Here is a 641-nt window from a genome sequence, read left to right on the forward strand (position 1 = left end):
CACCAGCCTGGCCAGCCTGAAGGCGGCGATTCGGGCGGGTCGCATCCGGCACCTCGCCATCGCCAACCCGGCGCACGCGCCCTATGGCGTCGCCGCCCGCGCCGTGCTGGCCGGGCTGGGCGTGGCCGATACGGCGCCGCTGGTGCTGGGCGAGAATGTCGCCCAGGCCATGAGCTTTGTGGCCACGGGCGCGGCGGAGGTGGGGCTGGTGGCCCTGCCTTTGGCGCTTGCCGCCAACGGCCAACAACCAACGCCATTGGCGCGCGATGCCGGCGGCCTGCGCGTGGTGGCCATCCCGCCGAAACTCCATCCGCCGCTGGTGCAGACGTTGGTGCTGATGCCCGGCGCCAGCCCGGCAGCGCGCGGCTTTGCCGATCGCCTCACCGGGCCCAGAGGCCGCGCCGTGCTGGCCAGAGCCGGATTTGGCCTGCCGTGAACCCGGCTGACCTGACCGCACTCAGACTGTCGCTGGTGCTGGCGGCGGCAACCGTGGCGCTGCTGTTGCCGCTGGCGCTGCTGCTCGGCCACTGGCTGGCGACGACGCGCTGGCGCGGCCGGCCGCTGGCAGAGGCGCTGTTGCTGCTGCCGCTGCTGCTGCCGCCCACGGTGGTGGGCCTGGCGCTGCTTGTCGGGCTGGGGCC

General features: G+C 74.3%; 1 protein-coding gene and 1 pseudogene. Both read left to right on the forward strand.

The features are described from left to right. Positions 1 to 436: molybdate ABC transporter substrate-binding protein (gene modA, locus GJ693_RS16520; protein ID WP_156257288.1), on the forward strand; the 436-nt coding region annotated here is incomplete at its 5' end. Beyond that, positions 433 to 641, forward strand: a pseudogene (locus tag GJ693_RS16525) (molybdate ABC transporter permease subunit); the annotation flags it as partial. The gene modA and the pseudogene GJ693_RS16525, both read left to right, overlap by 4 nt.

This window comes from Sandarakinorhabdus oryzae (assembly GCF_009733735.1).
In the GTDB taxonomy this organism is placed as follows: domain Bacteria; phylum Pseudomonadota; class Alphaproteobacteria; order Sphingomonadales; family Sphingomonadaceae; genus Sandarakinorhabdus; species Sandarakinorhabdus oryzae.